This window comes from Xenorhabdus bakwenae (assembly GCF_030272115.1).
In the GTDB taxonomy this organism is placed as follows: domain Bacteria; phylum Pseudomonadota; class Gammaproteobacteria; order Enterobacterales; family Enterobacteriaceae; genus Xenorhabdus; species Xenorhabdus bakwenae.
This window is the reverse complement of the sequence record NZ_CP119193.1, coordinates 60,897-77,169: the sequence shown is the minus strand read 5'-3', so window position 1 is coordinate 77,169 and position 16,273 is coordinate 60,897. Positions and strand designations below refer to the sequence as shown.

Sequence of the window (16,273 nt, the reverse complement as noted above, 5' to 3'; positions counted from 1 at the left end):
TACCCTCGACGGAATTTTTGAATGTTGAAATGCCCATTTTATCATGCAATACAACAACAAGCGTACAACCAAATGTATTACTCAGAACGGGTGTTTTTACCCCGATTGGCAGACGAAATTCGACAAAATATGTAGAAATGGATCTCTCCGAAGATCTTAGAAGCTTAGAGATATGTCAGAAAGAAGGTTATGATCATGTAAGTGTCCGTGGTGACAAGTTAAATGTAGAAACTGATTTTAAAGTGTGGTGTGGAATTGTTTTCGCATTCAGTACTTATGGTGCGAGATCAAATGAAATTACTTTAAAGTTTAGTGAATTCGCTAAGTTCTGTGGATACCCAAGTCGTAGATTCGATAAGAATTTACGACGTCAAATCGGTGACTCATTAGGCCGCATACAGTCTCAGAAGCTTTCATTCTTACGTAAAAGAGCGGTAAAAGGGGTGCACACCGGGTTACTCCTAAGAGCTAAATATGATGAATTTGATGACATTGTAACTTTGATGGCCGACGAAAATTTATGGGAGCTTTACCGTCTGGATTACCAGGTTCTTGTGAGCCTCAAAGTATTAGATAAATTACCCAGAGCTGAAGTAGCTCAATGTCTTTATCTTTATTTTGTTGCCTTACCGGAACGACCGATACCTGTGTCTTTTGAGAGACTGAGAGAGCGCTTGCAGCTCAATACTTCCGTAAAAGAAGCTAACCGGAAAATTAAAACTGGAATTCAAAAGCTTGAATCAATTGGTTTTTTATCAGGTAGTTTTGTTCGAAAAGACAACGAAACGTATTATATTGTGGATGAAAGGAATAAAAAGTTGCTCGCAGTAAGATCTGAGCAATAATTATGGTGTATTCAAAAAGGGTAAAACTGCTCTTCAGTGTATTCTAATTGGGTTATTGCATTGTAGTTCGAACGTTTTTAGCTTTGGCGAGTTCTCGTTACCCTAATAAAACGTTTTTTTGGACAATTTCTTATGCTTACAACCCAATTAGAATACACCTCGTAACATGAACGCCCATGCCAGAATCCAATTAAGATACACCTTCTGGCGTGGGGGCTATTACAACCCAATTAGGATACACCTTCTAACTCAATTGATTATGTTCAGGTCTTCAAGGAATGCATTATTCCTATTTTGACTAGTGCCCTAACCGTATTTGACGATTCTGTGAGAGTGTATAACGGAACTTATCGCCATAGATAGATTCTATATCCAGTACAAAATCCAGTCGCTGTGGAGGTTGTGATGCCAATTGAAAGCGGAGTCGCTCTATAGCACAGCTTTTATCTGAATCTCCTGTTTCAATCAATAATATTTCTTCCCCAACCTTGAAAGAATCGTTAGGTCGTGGTCCACCGATCAGAAAACAGTTAGGATCAAGCCCCAGCGCTTGTGCTGCTCCAACAAAGATGTTGTTATCAACGGCATTAACTGGTTTGCCATCTACTGTTACGGTAATACTCGTAACAAACGCCGTTCCCATGCCGTTATTGATAACGTAGATTCCCCATTTTTCCCTATCATTTTTCCCATTATGGGTGAAATACGCATTTAATCTTGGTCCTACAGAGACATGATTGTGTTTGATCTGTTCCTTTCCCAACCAAAGAGTAAATCCGAGTGAAATACAGGCGATAATGATGCCGACAAAAGCAAGAATTGAGTCCCGATATTCGGAGAAAAAATGACGCATAAATGTTGTTTCCTTACGTAGAATGAAGTGAATCAATGGTGTATTTCTGGTGAGTTATCAACACGATTAACGTACTGAGTGAGGTAAATTAATTGAATAAGTCTGTCCAGAAAAGTGTTTTTCAAAATATTTCAATTAGTTTTAATGCCAATAGTAGACAAAAGTTAATAAATTCCTGTATGGTAATTAAAAGCGTAATTATTAACGTAATTTAAATGGTGATTTAAGTTATAGTTAGTGTATTTTTTAACAAGTTAACTAAAGGGAAACAGAGAGTTTTTTACTAACAGCAGAAAGTTAGTTGGTGATTGGTGAGAGAGCGTCCTTCATGTAGCATGATGATGATTGTCAACTAGATAACAAAATTGATGGATTTCAATATGCTAAAAAACTCAGAAGTGCGTGTTCTTGTAATTCTTAAAAAGGAAAAAAAGAATACGATAGCCATGACTAACCTTACTCGACGCCTCAATGTTAATGCTGGTATCAAATCCGCAGGGAAAGATGAAATACTCAAATCACTAAACAAGCAAGGTCTGATTACTGTTGAAAGAAAACAGATTCCAGCCATGCGTCGCACCCCTACTATGATCACACTAACTGACAAGGGAAAGAGTGTTCTCAAGGGTATAGAATCTGGTGATATTGAGTTTGAAATCTGATTTGTCTGCGAGATTTTGAACAGGGAAAAAAATTAAATAATATTTTTTTGTTGTTTCTCGTCATCGCTAAAAGCGGTAAACAGTGCACTGCAAAAGATAAAATTTTGTTGTGGCATCTAAAGGCGCTTTTGAAGTAAGGCGTTAAACCATGATTTAGCGGTGACGTTGAAAGGTTGAAATCAAAATGGACAAGACTACAGATATCATACGAGAACGAGAAGTTACACATCAATTTGGAAAGAAAATAGCTATTGCTATTTTAAGAGGTGCTAAAACAGCTGATGTTGCGGCGATTAATGGCCTGAAATATGCTGCTTGCCGTGAGATTCTTCATAAATTCTGTCGTAATGTTAATCCCAAAGCTTATGAACAGATAAATATTGATGCCGCCATTAAAGATTATCATAGCCCTTTTCTTGAACAGCTTAGAGAAAATAAACATGAGTTTATCTCTGAGCCTGAACGTCGAAATCCAGAACAACTTCGTCGCGAAATTAAAGTACGTGAAGAACGTCTTAACAATGCTCAAATTACTGTACGTTCAGAGCGCACTATTCTAAGCCAGTTGGAAGCAGAGCTTGCTGCTGTTATACAGAAAAAGTAACTCACCCAAGGAAGAAGGATTCCAATGAAAATGAATATGATGGCTCAGATCACTCGCGGCCAAATAAGTGATTTTAGCTGGTTGAATTTGTTTTCTTTCTCAGCAGTTTTTTGTTGTAGTTGAGATGACCACATGTCAATAAAGTTAATTGAAAAACCATGGGCTAAAGCAGTTAGATGCCTCCCAAATGAATTAGCTCGTTATGCATTATTCACAGTAGGTACTTCCAAAGAACGAAATTGTTATACCAAACCAATTCTTTTGGCTAGGATTGACGGAAGTAATTCACCAATGGAACTACAGTTTATAGGAACTGAACTGCGTCAAGACGACCTAGACGTTTTTTTAGAACTGCTACACTATGCTCGTGATTCTGATTTGTCTGGTCAACAAGTATTTAAGCGCTCTGAGTTAATGAAATCTCTTGGATGGAGCAGAACACCATTTTACTACGATCGATTGCTGCAATGTATGCGCCGTCTGAGTCAAGCCAATTTAGAAGGTCTGATTACCAGGAGTGATGGAGTTAATTTGGTGCAACATCGCTTTAACTTCAACTTGGTTGATTCGTTCGAATATAAAGACGCTAACGGAACAATGGCGCGTTTTTGGCACTACCGTTTACCTGTAGAGTTGGTTAAATTCTTTGCTTCTTCTGGCTTTGCTAGAATCGAATTGAAGCACAGGCAAGCTCTAATGAACAATCACATAGCTAAGTGGCTTCAGTTCTACTTTTCCAGCCATAAAAAAAACAACAAATATGCAGTGTTTGTAGAAACAATAATGCGTAGCTGTGGTTCAAAATCGCATGATTTGAAAACATTCCGACAAAAACTGAAAGCTTCACTAAAGTTGTTAAAAGCTTCTGGTATTATTGATGCTTATATAGATAAAAGCTCAGATCGGGTATTTCGTAATTAACCACATTCCCATCCGAATAGTTTAGCTAGAATCACTATTTTCTTTCTTACTCAAAAAACACTTAAACCATAATAAAAATGGCACTTTCTTTATCCAAGAATGCCATTCTTATGTTTCTATGTATTTAAAATGATGTTTATTTAATCACATCCTGTGGAAAAGATGTTTATATACAGTATTGTTTTTTGTTGATATACAGTTTAGTTAAAGAAATAAAATGCATAAACTGAGATACTGAAATGAATAAATGGAGATACCAGCCTGCATAAATAGAGATGCCGAAACGAATAAATAGAGATACCGGCCTGCATAAATGGAGATACCAATAAAAGCATAAATCGAGATGCTTTTATTAGTTTAAATGTATATTAAACAAATGGTTGTGTTTTTTTTAGTATTGCTTTTTTCTGATTACAACCATCTTATAACTATCTGTAACTATTCTATATCTACTTTATAATTCTAATAGTCCTTTAAATAAAAATAATAAGAGATTTTTCCTGCTAAAAAAATAGACAGATCTAATTTTTCATTATCAAATTAGGTTAATTAGAGTCTGCTGGTTCAAAAGGTCGTTTATATCCACTCAATCGCCATCAGGAAACGTTTTAAGATGCAGAACGTATCTTTTCATCAAAAACGATTTAAAGCGCTTAAAACGTCTTTGACGGCTTTTTAAGTAATTGCTGACTAGCAGGGAACTATGTGCCTATAATGTGAGCATCAAAGAGAGGCTAAGCAATGAGTAAACCATTTCAAATTTATTGGAGTGATGACGGACATATATCCAATAAAGCTAACTGGATTCACTACCTTGAAACAGAGGATTTTATCCGTGCTGAACAAATGTATTTTAAGTTATGTAAGAAAATGCTTGGTAAGCAAGGCTATGTCTATCTCCAATCAGAAGATCCAGAAGCAGTACCATATGGGTGTTTTAATACCAGTAATGGTATTCAATGGAATGTTGACCGTGAAGAGCAAGAAATTCGCCGATGGATGATTTGGGCAATGCCACAAGAGATTCCATATAAACGCTGGAAAGCACCAACGCCTTATATGGTGAAAGGATTGAAAGCAGCTATCTTACGGCGAACTGGAGAACAAGTAGGATGCGAAATTTCAGGGGAGATGATTGGGAAAGTTTTGGGACGTAGTGCCAGGGGAATTCGGTACTGGATTGCTGAAGAAGGAGAAAGTAGGAGTATTGATTATTCAAATTGGCGTTGTTTATTGGAAATGGCTGGATTCAAGAATAAACCAATAGATACCTACCTGTAATTTTAGAGCGTTATGACTGAAGAACAACTAACGAATTTAGTTAAAGCTGGAAATGTTTTAGCTGATCGAACATCGATAAGAGCACTAAAGAGCACTAGCAGAAAGTCTATAAAAGCAGTTTCCACAATGCATTCAAGGAATAGGGAACCGAGTGGATTAGAAATATCTTTTTCTCTCCAAATCAAGAAAGCTGGCCTTCCTATGCCTCTATGGGGAAAAGATGAGTTACAGTTTCATCCTAATCGTCGCTGGCGGTTTGATTTTGCCTGGATGGAACAAAAAATTGCGGTAGAAGTTGAAGGTGGCACATATAACCACGGAAAGGAAAAATACGATTCATATTCTGGAAAAAAAATTACTCAAAAATCACGTCATTTAACGCCGACAGGCTTTCATGATGATTGTATAAAGTACGGTGAAGCCGCTATTCTTGGTTGGTGTGTTATCAGAGTAGATGCGAAGATGGTTAAAGATGGCTCTGCTCTTGCTATGCTTGAAAGTGCCTTACGGTCAAAAATATCTATTTGATATTTATTGGATATATAATAAGTATTAATTATATGCTTATTATATATCTATAGTAGTTAAAATAATTTATCTAATTCAGATAACTCAGTGATATACCCATTTTTTACCAGCCAATTTACAAGTAAAGCATACTCACCATCGTTCATAGTTCGGAATCGAGTACTCTCAGGATTAGTACGCCAAGCCCAAACAGTGTTAACACTGGTTTTGTAGCAAATATCTGCTATTTGCGTGGCTTTAAGTTTAAAATGTTTTTGAATTACTTTGAGTTTTTCGTTATTAGACATATTGTTTTCCCATGAATATTTCATAGAAAATAACATTAAAACGGTACAAAGTACAGGATTTGGTGCTTTAAAAGGCGGGAAAACCGCCTTTTAACAAAATCTCTCATTAGTAATATTTACGGCTGTATAGAACTGTTAAGAAACTTCCAAAATTTATCCACATAAAATCCTAATTTTTGGTCGATATGAACGATCTTTGCTTGCAGCGTTCTTTTTAGCTGAATAGAATAGGGAACAGATTTACGCATTAAATAGCAATGAATAGATATCAGGCGCTCTGAGCGTTCTAATCTGGATAACTGTTGTTTGTTCATTGAAGGAATCCTTCTTCCTGTGTGGTGTGTAAATTACGGCGTATCAATCTTTGGTCGGGGCGATACGCCAATCCTTCAAAACTGCGGTTTGATCCTAAGCTCGAATTTATCTCCATTAGCCTTTTTGCCTGTCAGGTTGAATTCACAACAGATATTGTCGGCTAACCTCCGGGCATCTGCACAGAAATCAGCGAACTGATGTCTTGTCAGATTTTTGGCTGAATTTCCTTGAAAGTACGCTGACTGTACGATCATCTTGTTTTTGTCTTCTCTTTCTGAATTTTTTTGTGATGTTGTCATCAACATTTTCCTGTTGTAGATAAAATAAAATGAGGTGCTAATTTCATTGAGGTAATTAGTACCCCTGATGCCAACAACGCCAATATACATCCAATTGCTGTACAATGTACAGGATTTTTTTAAAGAAAGCTGAGAAAAAGGTGAAACTCAGTTGATTGGAATACTCATGCAGACACTCACAGTCAATTTTTCTGAATCAGCGGTTAAGCGAGCACTAAAAACATCTATAGATTGCGAAATTAAGGTTTCATCGTGTCCTACAATTTTATTGCGTCCGCATAAGGGATCTGGATCTGGCACCTGGTGGCTTAGAAAAGGAAAAAATTACATTCGGCTTGGTGTATACCCAGCTGTATCAACGAACATCATAAAAGAGCGATTGCCCCACTTATTGTTAGAGCTGGATATGAATACCGATGCAATAGTGGAAATTGGTAGTTTTCAGAAAGTAGAAAATTTACTAACTTGGTATCGTGATCGTTTATTGTCGGATCGTGAGCTTTCCAAAAAGCGTAAGGCAACTTTGAAATCCGTTATTAATAAACATCTAATTCCTATGTTGGGGCGCAAGTTTATTCACGAACTAAACCATGCCTGCGTTGATGATAGTCTTATCTGGCCACTTCAAAGTAAATACTCGTTATCAAATATGCGCTTGATGTTTTCAGCGCTTAAAGCTGCATTTAAACTGGCATTCAAGCAAAATCGTATAGAGACTAATCCACTATCATCTCTGCAATTTACCGATTTTATTCAGAAACGAATTAATCCCAAGGATGCACGAATTAGAACGGCTGAGATCCCTGCTGTTCTGCATTCTTTGATGGATTGTCATTATAGTCTCAGAATGCTTATTTTGATGATGCTGATGTTTGGAACGCGTATCGGGGAAACCAGACAGACCAAGTGGTCCCATATAGATGATAATTATTGGTTCCTACCGGCTGAATATACAAAAACTAAGCAAGCCCATCGTTTGCCATTAACAACAGTTGCTAAAACTTTATTAAATTTGCATCGAGAAACCCAAAAATCGAAGGGTTATACTGGTCAGTTTCTATTCCCTAATGGCATCCGTAGTGGGCAATGTGTATCAGCAAGTACCGCAAGTGCTCAAATTAAGCATTTTTCTGCTGGCAAGTGGAGTGCCCATGATTTGCGAAAAGTCGCCCGAACTGTGTGGGCAGATCTGGGTGTCGATTACATGGTAGGAGAGATGCTGTTAAATCACGCTCTAAGTAAGCTTGATAAAACCTATATCCATACGCATGTCGAACACAAGATGAAAGAAGCTTTAAATCAATACCATTGCTGGCTTAAACTTTGATCTCGTCCACCATAAGATTATTAACAAACTTCGTTGAAAATAATAAGGCTTGTTACATCGTTTTTCTGCCCTGAAAGTTTGAGTGTAATAACGAACACCGGCATTATTGCCGGTGTTCGACTTGCTGAAAAAATGTTATTTTTTATTCGACGCTTGTTTTAATCAATTTTAGTTCAACAAACTGAGCTTGATTCTATCCTAAAAATACCTCTCTCTAGAGGTTATCTTCTTCTAAATACTCATCACCTGATGACCTTGTATCTCAAAATCATTTGGTTCAAAAAATTGATGCCGCTATTGATTTCGAATTTAACCGCATAAACACCAAATTATGAAGATCTGCCACACTATCCAGCACCAACAGGAAAGGACGTTCGCCCTGCACCAGTAAAATGAGACAAATCATTTTCCTAACCAGTTTCACAACTGGTTTTTTTGTCCCTAATTTTAACCAAATATCCTGATACAAAAACGAGACTGGCACGCGATCTCGATTTTGTTCCTTCCTCTCTTTTTCCCTTTTCTACCAAGCCCTGGCGGTATTTTTATCAATCTATTGCGTAGGAGGATACACCGTCTCATTTCCGCGAATTGATAAAAATGTGTTGATGCGAGAAATTCCGCATCGAAACACACTACAGACTCAGCTACTGCTGTCTTTTTATTAACAATTTGGAGGGTTTATGCCTGACTCAATTAATCTCACCACGGTGGGATTTACCGCCCTGACGGGAATCGGCATGAAACTGATGTTTCTGTGCCTGGCTCTGATTGTGATGACGATGATGCGTAAGATTATTTTTGGTGTTGATGGGGTAAAAAATGACTGGATTCCGAAAGCCAAAGAAAAAGGGGATTACCGCGCTGTTGCTCTTTACCAGTGCGTTATGTTTGGCAGTACCTGCTATCTCATCGGCAGTATCTTTTCCTGACACCTATGATGTTCAAATCAGGAAGTCAGCTAAACGCTGGCTTCCTGCCTATGAAGCCGTTTACGGGATGGAAATTTTAAAAGCGCAGCTATACCAGGAAAGCTTACTGGATCCTAATGCTGTCAGTTATGTTGGTGCGGCGGGATTAGGACAATTTATGCCGGAGACCTGGACAGAAGTTTCGACTCGACTGGGTTTCGCGGGGATGTCGGCTTATAGCCCTGAGCACAATATCGAAGCGGCGGCTTTTTATATGGCGAACCGGCTTAATATATGGCAATCCCCCCGTCCCATGTCAGATCGCCTCTCACTCGCCTGGGCCTGCTATAACGCGGGGTGTGGTTGGGTACTCAAAGCACAGAAACTTTGCGGTAGTCCGGCGCATTACAAAGAAATTATCCAGTGTCTTCCACAAGTGACAGGTAAACATGCCCGGGAAACGATGACGTATGTCGAACGCATATGGCGGTATTGGATGCAAATGAGGAATGGCGGATGAGTCCGGTTTTGATAACGGGCAGCTTTATCGGTGTGTTTTTACTGGGTGTTATTGGCACCCAGTATTACACCATCGGAAATCTGGAATCGACAGTGGAAATCAAGACACAAGAAGGTGATCAACTGAAGCAGACTAACATCCAGCTTCAGCATGATCTGAAGGAAACGGATGACCTTGTTGTAGACATGATGGAAAGGCTGAATGAAGAACGGTTGATAGCATCAGAGCGTGAGCAAAAACTCGCTCAGAGCAGTCACGATCTGAGTGCCAAATTAGTGCAACTTGAAAAGGAGGTGAGCAGTCATGAAGGGAATAAATCGAGCTGTATGCGCACTAGGATACCTGATTATGCTATCCGGTTGCTCGGTGGAACCACCGAAGGTACTGACAGTCACTAAGACCGTTATCAAGAAACAATACCCCCCCAAAGAATGGCTTAAAGATTTCCCTGATATTCCGTTGAAGGGAGAGACGTTTAAAGATGCGATTGCACAAAGTGTAGAGCGTGAAATGGTGATCCAAGCCTGTAATATTGATAAATGGTCTCTTCGTGAATGGGTCAATAGAGAGGAATCTAAGGATGATGCTGGCAGATTTTAGAGACTATGTTGTCCCGGTTCTGGCGGCCTGCCTTGGAGCCGGTTTCTGGGATTTTATGAAGAAACGACAAGAAAAGCGTCTGGATGAAGCAAAAGCGACGATTGAAGAAAAACGCGCTGATGAAGTCATGATCCAGGGGGCTACATCTGTCGTGGAACTCCAACAAAAGGTCATGAAACAGTTACAGGAAGATCTGGACAGGCGTATTAAATCGATTGAAGACCTGTACGGGAAGCAATTAGCCAGTGAACGCAGGGAGTGGGAAAGAGAGCGTGCCCATTTGGAGGGGAAAATCGCTGAAATGAGTAAGCGATTAGAGAATCTGGAAAAAATAAACAAAAGGCTACTGCAAGAAAACGAATTACTCGCAAAGTGTGATCACTGTATTGCTGAAGCTGCACAGTAGTAGAGGTTAGCGATGGCCAGAAAACCCACCTACGATTGGTCAAGCCTGCTGGCGCTGTTGTTTCAGCGTCAACAGGCTGATCCAAAGTATAAAAATAAAGATTTCGCTAAGGACGAGAATATTCCGCTGGGTTCGCTGACACGGGCTATTACTCAGTATAGAAAAGGTCAGATAGGCGTATTTAGATATTCACCGATTGAACAGGGTAGCGATGATCGGAAAAGCGATCTTAATTATGATCAATTATGCGATCGTAACAAACAGAAAGCTACCCGAAAAAATACAAATATAACCAATAAAAAACAAAGAATTAATAGTGGTAATGAGCATTTAAACGGGAGTCATACTCACCGTGGTGATCGATCACTATTCTTACCCGGCACAAAACGAAGTCAAGGTGGGCAGATTGGCAATGCCAATGCCAGAAAGCATGGCTTATATACACAGCATCTCTCTGAGGAAATGGCCAAAGCTTATGAGGCAGCGCTTTCAGCTGCCGGGGGAATTGATCATGAACTGGCGTTGGCCCGTGCTAAGTTAGCAGAGGCTTTCCGTTTAAAAGGCGAACAAGAATACATTGAGAAACGGATGGCGGAAGAACAGGCCAGAAAAGCGGAAAATGCGTTATATGTGGATATTGAAGCGGACGACGAGGATAAGAAAGCCGCTTACTTTAACCATGCCGCCATGAGAGCGGAAGAGTTCGAAGACAATATTGGTCCACTGGGTATGACGATAAAAATGAGGCGTGTGGACTGGGATACAGTAATTGACCGCTGGTTAGGGCGTATTGCTAATCTGGAATCTTTGCGTCTTAAACTGCTACAGGGCAGCACGCTCACGTATAGTGAGCAATTAGCCATAAAATCCACCGTTTTTAACCAGTTAGCGAGTGATGAAATCAATGCGTTAACGGCGGGTCATATGCTGAGTGCCAATGGTTTAGAAATTCCTCCCAATTTACTGGCACAGATTCGTTTTGAGTTAGGGGACGGTAATGATGATGATTCAGAATTACCAACGGGAGCCGTGACACCGCAATTAGTGGAAGAGCGAGAACGTCAGCTACAGTTGGGTAATCAACAAAGCTCTGAAGCATTTTTAGCCACTCGTATGGCAGAGTTGGACGAACTGGATCAGGAAGAACCCCGTTAATGGCAGGAAGGCATAAGAAAAAAGGTCATGCAGCCATAACATTAGATCCGAGATATTTAGACTTTGCCGCGAGTTATCGTAGCCGGCCTTTGGCCTTTATCTGCGACATTATTGGTATGGAACCCTCATTTCAGCAAATTGAGGTGATCAATGCGTTAACACCCGTAGGTGCAAGGGTGTCCGTAGCTTCAGGGCATGGCACAGGTAAATCTCATCTGACAGCGGCACTGTGTTTGCATTTTATCATCACTCACCCCGAGTCATTATGTATGTTGACCGCAAACTCATTAGATCAGGTCACTAACGTCATTTTCTCGTACATCAAACGGCTTTGGGTGAAGATTTGCCAGCGCCAGCCGTGGCTTGAACAATACTTTGTGATTACCGCGAAGTCATTTTATACAAAAGGGTACAAAGGTGTATGGCAAATATTTGGTAAAACGTGTTCTAAGGGTAATGAAGAGGGATTAGCAGGACAACATCGCCGCGACTATATGGTTGTGGTTGATGAAGCTTCAGGCGTTTCTGATCGGGCTTTCGAAGTCCTTCGCGGCGCATTAACGGAAGAAAACAACAAAATATTACTGATCAGTCAGTTCACCCGTCCAACTGGTCATTTTGCCGATTCACAAACTGAATTGGCAGAGCAGGAACTCTATACTGCGCTCACGCTGAACAGTGAACAAAGTCCGTTTGTAACGGTGCGCTTTATTCGCGAGAAACGTATTGAGTATGGTGGAATTAACAGCCCTGAATACGGGATCCGGGTTTTAGGTATTTGTCCTGATAATGCGTCCGGTTTCCTGATTTCCCGTAGCATGGTTGATAAGGGATTTAATACGGTTATTGAGTTTGCTGATGAATGGGGATGGGTGGCGACGGCGGACGTTTCCGGTGGGGAAGGCCGGGACAGTTCGGTACTCAATATTGGCAGAGTCTGTGGTTTTGGTAGTGAGCGACAGATTGAGATTGTCAGGGCGATTGAAGCCCCAGCGGATATGGATGGTGTGCAATTTGCCCGTTTTATTCATCAGGAGACAGACGGTTATACCAATATCACGGTCGGCATAGATGCTGATGGGTATGGCCTCACCACCGCGCAGGAGTGTGAAAAATTGGGTGTGAATGTGGCTCGCATCCACTGGGGCAGGCCACCACATGCTCATTCCGTGAAGCAGCGTTTTCCGAAAGAAAAAGATTATGCCTGTGTCATGTTAAAAGAAGCGCTGGATAATGGGCGTATAGCACTCTGTAAAGGCAATACCAAATTGTTTGAGAAGAAGCTGCAAAAGCAGTTCGTGAAAATTCCCTATGAGTTTGATGAGCTGGGGAGATGGCGTATTTTTTCCAAAAAACAGCTGCGTAGTGAAGGAATTAAGTCTCCAGATATTTTCGATGCAACGGCATTCTTCTGGTTAGTGGATTATATTCCTGCTGGTGAACAAAGTTATGGTCAATCAGAGTCTGCATTGGTTAACGCAATGGCATTACTGGGCGAAATGGAAATGAATGCAGCGGATAAAGCAATAGCGGTGATTAAATCGGGCGGAGTCGTTGAATGCCATTTGGATGACTACCCTGACGTTCGTCGGGCAATACAGTCGGCTTGCGGGGAATGGTTAGATAATGGCATCAGCATATATGCCCAGATTGGGATGATGGAAATTGAACGCCTAGATGAATTTTTTAAATTCTATAAATATGTTTAATAAGTTATCCCAAATTTCAGTGGATAAACTTGTGCAAAAGATAAGCATAGAATAAATATGCATTTTATATAGGAACAAAGTTCCTAACTATATCTCCTGCATACCGCATCGAGTGGTCATTGTATCGTTATCCGCGTGAAAAAACAGAAAAGTGTTGTAGCGGTAAAAGAGAAGGCTTTGTAATATCCCGCCAGAAAGTGGGTATCCTTATCGCTGCTTTCTCAGAGTATAGGTTGTCGTTAAGCCCCATAAAGCCCACGCAAAACGTGGGCTTTATTTTTTTATCCTGCCAACATTTTTATGTTGTAGAGCGACGGTGTGGAGATGCCCTAAGATGCCCGGGCCTGTCTGCAATGGCGTCGCGTCTTGTCAGCGACACAGGAGAGTGCGGTAAGATCCCATTGTCCGGGCGGTCTGTCGGCTCTCACCCTCCGCCAGAGTCGGACGGGCGATCCCGATGGGGGAAATGCGTAGAGTACAGAGTAAATAGCGTGTCGGCCTCGCAGGGATGTGAGGCTTTTTTTTTGCCTGCCTAATTGCTACAACACACTTAAAGCAATTAATAATGCTTTGTTATATATGATTTTTTATTGTTTTCCTCTTGATTGATTGACATAAATTAACTATATTCTCGTTATAGCAATTAAATTTATTGTCCCCGACCAAAGGAAAAAAGAGTGAAACAAGTTGATCCCATCAAAGACCTGGATGACGTAAAAGCTATCTACAATCGTTTAAATAAGTGGGGGAATCACAGAGAGGCTGAGTTGGTCATGGTGGGGTGTAATGTGGCTCTGCGCATTAGTGATTTACTGAAGCTTAAGTTTGGTGATGTCAAAACTATACAACTTGAAGGCGAGTATATTGGTTATGTCGAGCTGGAAGAGAAAAAGACTGGGAAACCGAAACGCCTGACACTAAATCGTACCGCAATGCAATGTATTAAGCGCCTGAAATCGCAAAATCCTGATGACGTCTATCTATTTCAGGCCAAGGGAAACCGCGTTAAAGGTGATCTTAAGCCGGTGAGCCGTCAGTGGATCTCTACCAAGCTTATTGATGTAAAAGACAGCCTGGGACTGGATTACAGTCTTAATACACACTCATTGCGTAAAACCTTCGGCTATCATGCTTATAAACGTGGTACGGATATTAACGTATTACAGAAACTATTTAATCACTCCAGTGTTACAGAGACATTTAAATATATTGGTATTACCGATGAGCGCGTTCGTGATGTGTATCTGAGTATAGAAATAGGATTGTAATGTAATATAAATGGTAATCTTCTCATTTTTTATGGAAGATTACCTGTAACGACATAATGGATCTTTAAGATAAAAGAATAAAAAAGGAACAAATGTGTATGAGTATATAATTAAGGATTACCTCAATCTTCCATTCGCTTTTTATTGGAACAAGAAATCGAGAGTTGTGCTACCTTGACTTTATGAGGGCATTGTCATATATGCTTTTGACTATGACTGACATAGAAGATTTCGTGCTATTTTACCGAGCAAAATTTGAGACCCATTTTGATGCTAGATGTGCAATGGATATAGAGCCAATCTTTGGTGAAGATAAAGACAAAACGAAAGATTATTTTCTCGAAAAAAATCAGAATAGAGTAGTTATTATAGAATACCATAAAAAATTTACGTATGTAAGTAAAGCTGACTACATAGACAGGATCTTAAGAATTAAGTCTTTCAAAACACGCATCCAATGTTTTGTTTTTACATGATTTTTTTTGTGATGTTTTGAAAGCGTTCCGGCATAAATATTCTTGCGCTTTTTCCAGCCAAAAATACGTTTCCGACCACGCTGTTTGGAGCAGAGTTTCTATAATTGGCCTGAGCCAGATGTCTGTATTTTGGGCTGCTTTGAACAATGAGACGGTAGAAAATAACTGGCTTGCCAACGAACGCCTGAGCAGCAGTGCCAGTAAACTGAGCCAGATCAGTCCCGTGGCTATCGTTTCTTTCCTGGTGGTAAATCCGTGCCAATTTGTATGCGATTTTAGCTCTTTGAACAACAGCTCTATTTGCCAGCGGCAACGATAAATATCCATGATGTCACTGGCTGTAAACGCTTCCACAGACAAATTCGTCAGCCAGAGGCAGAAGCGTTTTTCTTCGGCAAACCATCGGCGGACAAGGCGGAACTCATAACCATTACGCCGACAAATCAGATCCAGCACTTCTGAGCGGTTGGTTCTGCGTGTAATGGATTTCAAAGGCTTATCAGCCAGTTTGGGCAATAATTTTCCCTGTCCATTGCGGGCTGTGATTATTTGAGGATTGAGCGATTTGCTTCCCCGGACAATAAATGAACCGCCTGAATAGGATACCCGCTCAAAATAATCAAAATCGACATAACCGGCATCCGCCAGTAATAATTGGCCATACAGTGTCTCGGGGGCAGGCAGGTAAGCCCGCTCTGATGCCGTATCCGCAGTCACCGTCATCTTAACCGGCGACTGGGTGAACAGTGACAGCGTCATGTGACACTCAACGGCTGCATCAGTTGACCTGAATCGATAAGGAAAAACATCAGACAGGGCCGAATGGACTTTGAATGAACTGCCATCCTGCAAAATAACATTTTGAAATTTTGTGAGTTTCTTGGGTATGGCAACGGATTTATCTGCCCATTGCGCCATAGCAAATCTCACCAATATTTTGACAAATTCGACAAAAGCGGTTTTACGTAGCTGATTATAAAAGGGACGGTAACTGACCTGTTGTTTTTTATCGGGGCACAGGCCATTAAATTTTTGGTGTAACTGGGCGATAGACGTAACTTTACCGGTACTGAGTGCTGCGATAAGGCTGAGGATTAATACACGAGGCTCGATATTTCTCACACGTTGAATAAATCCACACTGAAAGGCTATTTTATTCAAAGAAACATCACTGAAGAATTGCATTAGCTGGTGTTTTATAGCGATAATCGTCACAGGCTTCATCCGTGGTTTTGGTATTAGTTTGGCGACGATTATCAGATCATAAATGAAGCCTTTTTTCTATCTAAAATAAACGGTTATTGCT

20 protein-coding genes are annotated in these 16,273 nt (G+C 40.4%); 15 read left to right on the top strand and 5 right to left on the bottom strand.

The annotated features are described in order from the left end of the window. A partial coding sequence (locus PXH59_RS00595; protein WP_352232052.1) for a RepB family plasmid replication initiator protein occupies positions 1-845 on the top strand: 845 nt, incomplete at its 5' end. Between the two features lie 298 nt (positions 846-1,143). Here PXH59_RS00595 and PXH59_RS00590 read toward each other — a convergent pair. Next, positions 1,144-1,698 (bottom strand): hypothetical protein, encoded by a 555-nt coding sequence (locus PXH59_RS00590; protein ID WP_285808270.1) that lies wholly within the window; start codon positions 1,696-1,698, stop codon positions 1,144-1,146. A gap of 380 nt (positions 1,699-2,078) precedes the next feature. Between PXH59_RS00590 and PXH59_RS00585 the strand changes: the two genes are divergently transcribed. The 5 genes from PXH59_RS00585 to PXH59_RS00565 all read left to right on the top strand — a co-directional run bounded on the left by PXH59_RS00585 (position 2,079) and on the right by PXH59_RS00565 (position 5,694). After that, positions 2,079-2,360, top strand: coding sequence for a helix-turn-helix domain-containing protein (locus PXH59_RS00585; protein WP_285808269.1), 282 nt, complete (start codon positions 2,079-2,081; stop codon positions 2,358-2,360). A gap of 184 nt (positions 2,361-2,544) precedes the next feature. Then, positions 2,545-2,964: a hypothetical protein gene (locus PXH59_RS00580; RefSeq protein ID WP_285808268.1), complete on the top strand. Its 420-nt coding sequence runs from the start codon at positions 2,545-2,547 to the stop codon at positions 2,962-2,964. Between the two features lie 132 nt (positions 2,965-3,096). After that, complete coding sequence (gene trfA / locus PXH59_RS00575; protein ID WP_285808267.1) at positions 3,097-3,885, top strand: plasmid replication initiator TrfA; 789 nt, start codon at positions 3,097-3,099, stop codon at positions 3,883-3,885. Positions 3,886-4,626: 741 nt separating this feature from the next. Beyond that, the gene (locus PXH59_RS00570; RefSeq protein WP_285808266.1) at positions 4,627-5,166 is read left to right on the top strand and encodes a hypothetical protein; all 540 of its coding nucleotides are present in this window, start codon (positions 4,627-4,629) and stop codon (positions 5,164-5,166) included. A gap of 12 nt (positions 5,167-5,178) precedes the next feature. Further along, positions 5,179-5,694 carry a hypothetical protein gene (locus PXH59_RS00565; RefSeq protein WP_285808265.1) on the top strand — a complete coding sequence of 172 codons (516 nt, stop codon included), beginning with the start codon at positions 5,179-5,181 and terminating at the stop codon, positions 5,692-5,694. A gap of 56 nt (positions 5,695-5,750) precedes the next feature. On the opposite strand, the gene PXH59_RS00560 is transcribed toward PXH59_RS00565, so the two are convergent. The 3 genes from PXH59_RS00560 to PXH59_RS00550 form a co-directional block, all read right to left on the bottom strand. Beyond that, entirely contained in the window at positions 5,751-5,981 is a 231-nt protein-coding gene (locus PXH59_RS00560; RefSeq protein ID WP_285808262.1) for a hypothetical protein, read from the bottom strand. Positions 5,982-6,097: 116 nt separating this feature from the next. Further along, positions 6,098-6,295 (bottom strand): hypothetical protein, encoded by a 198-nt coding sequence (locus PXH59_RS00555; RefSeq protein WP_285808260.1) that lies wholly within the window; start codon positions 6,293-6,295, stop codon positions 6,098-6,100. Positions 6,296-6,370: 75 nt separating this feature from the next. Further along, complete coding sequence (locus tag PXH59_RS00550) at positions 6,371-6,595, bottom strand: hypothetical protein (protein ID WP_285808256.1); 225 nt, start codon at positions 6,593-6,595, stop codon at positions 6,371-6,373. Positions 6,596-6,761: 166 nt separating this feature from the next. Here PXH59_RS00550 and PXH59_RS00545 point away from each other — a divergent pair, with 166 nt between their 5' ends. From PXH59_RS00545 to PXH59_RS00505, 9 genes are all read left to right on the top strand, one after another. Next, positions 6,762-7,922, top strand: a complete 1,161-nt coding sequence (locus PXH59_RS00545; RefSeq protein ID WP_285808255.1) for a tyrosine-type recombinase/integrase — start codon at positions 6,762-6,764, stop codon at positions 7,920-7,922. 683 nt (positions 7,923-8,605) lie between these two features. Further along, a complete protein-coding gene (locus tag PXH59_RS00540; RefSeq protein WP_285808253.1) occupies positions 8,606-8,854 on the top strand; it encodes a hypothetical protein in 249 nt (82 codons plus the stop codon). Next, positions 8,814-9,353: a transglycosylase SLT domain-containing protein gene (locus PXH59_RS00535; RefSeq protein ID WP_285808252.1), complete on the top strand. Its 540-nt coding sequence runs from the start codon at positions 8,814-8,816 to the stop codon at positions 9,351-9,353. Before PXH59_RS00540 ends, PXH59_RS00535 begins: the two co-directional genes overlap by 41 nt. Continuing rightward, positions 9,350-9,751 carry a hypothetical protein gene (locus PXH59_RS00530; RefSeq protein ID WP_285808250.1) on the top strand — a complete coding sequence of 134 codons (402 nt, stop codon included), beginning with the start codon at positions 9,350-9,352 and terminating at the stop codon, positions 9,749-9,751. Before PXH59_RS00535 ends, PXH59_RS00530 begins: the two co-directional genes overlap by 4 nt. After that, the gene (lysC, locus tag PXH59_RS00525; protein WP_285808248.1) at positions 9,720-9,953 is read left to right on the top strand and encodes an Rz1-like lysis system protein LysC; all 234 of its coding nucleotides are present in this window, start codon (positions 9,720-9,722) and stop codon (positions 9,951-9,953) included. Before PXH59_RS00530 ends, lysC begins: the two co-directional genes overlap by 32 nt. Beyond that, positions 9,934-10,359: a hypothetical protein gene (locus tag PXH59_RS00520; RefSeq protein WP_285808246.1), complete on the top strand. Its 426-nt coding sequence runs from the start codon at positions 9,934-9,936 to the stop codon at positions 10,357-10,359. The genes lysC and PXH59_RS00520 overlap by 20 nt, the downstream gene beginning before the upstream one ends. 12 nt (positions 10,360-10,371) lie before the next feature. Then, complete coding sequence (locus PXH59_RS00515; protein WP_285808244.1) at positions 10,372-11,514, top strand: hypothetical protein; 1,143 nt, start codon at positions 10,372-10,374, stop codon at positions 11,512-11,514. After that, on the top strand, positions 11,514-13,223 hold the full coding sequence (locus tag PXH59_RS00510) for a terminase (RefSeq protein WP_285808242.1): 1,710 nt from the start codon (positions 11,514-11,516) through the stop codon (positions 13,221-13,223). The genes PXH59_RS00515 and PXH59_RS00510 overlap by 1 nt, the downstream gene beginning before the upstream one ends. Before the next feature lie 677 nt (positions 13,224-13,900). Beyond that, positions 13,901-14,491, top strand: a complete 591-nt coding sequence (locus PXH59_RS00505) for a tyrosine-type recombinase/integrase (RefSeq protein ID WP_285808240.1) — start codon at positions 13,901-13,903, stop codon at positions 14,489-14,491. A gap of 425 nt (positions 14,492-14,916) precedes the next feature. On the opposite strand, the gene PXH59_RS00500 is transcribed toward PXH59_RS00505, so the two are convergent. Continuing rightward, positions 14,917-16,182, bottom strand: coding sequence for an IS4 family transposase (locus PXH59_RS00500; protein ID WP_285808233.1), 1,266 nt, complete (start codon positions 16,180-16,182; stop codon positions 14,917-14,919). Between the last annotated feature and the right edge of the window lie 91 nt (positions 16,183-16,273).